Consider the following 847-nt stretch of genomic DNA (forward strand, 5'->3'; position numbering starts at 1 on the left):
AGGAACAAAGGCTATGTCACAGCAAGATTTTATCATTTGGGTGTTTTGTTGGGTAGATGACAATTTAACGCAGTTACAACAAGGTATGCGATTCAGAAGTCGGGGATATCCACCTAAGCTGAGTGATGCGGAAGTCATCACAATGGAAGTAGTCGGTGAATTCTTAGGATTTTCAACAGATAAAGGCATTTGGAAGTACTTTAATGACCACTGGCGCGAGTGGTTTCCGGGACTGGGTTCACGGGCCAATTTTGCTAAACAGGCTTCAAGTCTTTGGGTTGTTAAACAAAAATTGCAAGAAAAGCTGGCGAGATTATTGGGTGCCTTCAACAGGCCAGTCCATATCATCGACGGATTTCCGCTGCCTGTCTGTGGATTCAAAAGAGCGAAAAGCTGTGCCCGTTTCAAAGGGCAAGCCGATTATGGATACTGTGCCGCCAAGAACGAAACTTACTACGGCTTTAAGGGGCATCTGATGATAGATGAAATCGGCGTAGTGACGGGAATAACATTGACCCCGGCCAGTGGCAGTGAACGTGAAGCCGCCTGGGATTTAGTGGCTCCGATAGAAGGCTATTTGCTCGGTGATAAGGGGTATTTAGGCGTTAAATTTAAAGAGGAAATGAAGAAATCGGGTATTAAAATGATGACACCAGTGCGTGCCAATATGGATGAACCCGTCCCCAAAGAAACGAGAAAGCGTATTAATGCCAAACGTCGTCTAATTGAAACCGTGATAGGTCAACTTGCCGGACAATTTGCTATCGAGAAGTGCTGGGCGCGGGATCTGTGGCATTTGAGTAATCGAATAGCCAGAAAACTGCTTTCTCATACGTTGGGCATTTTT

At 45.5% G+C, this 847-nt stretch carries 1 protein-coding gene; it reads left to right on the forward strand.

Annotated features, from left to right (window positions below):
- Nucleotides 1-13 precede the first annotated feature (13 nt).
- On the forward strand, nt 14-847 hold an 834-nt coding region (locus tag AAC854_RS22755), incomplete at its 3' end, for an IS982 family transposase (protein ID WP_340619078.1).

The sequence above is a fragment of the Xenorhabdus entomophaga genome, assembly GCF_037996725.1.
Taxonomy (GTDB): domain Bacteria; phylum Pseudomonadota; class Gammaproteobacteria; order Enterobacterales; family Enterobacteriaceae; genus Xenorhabdus; species Xenorhabdus khoisanae.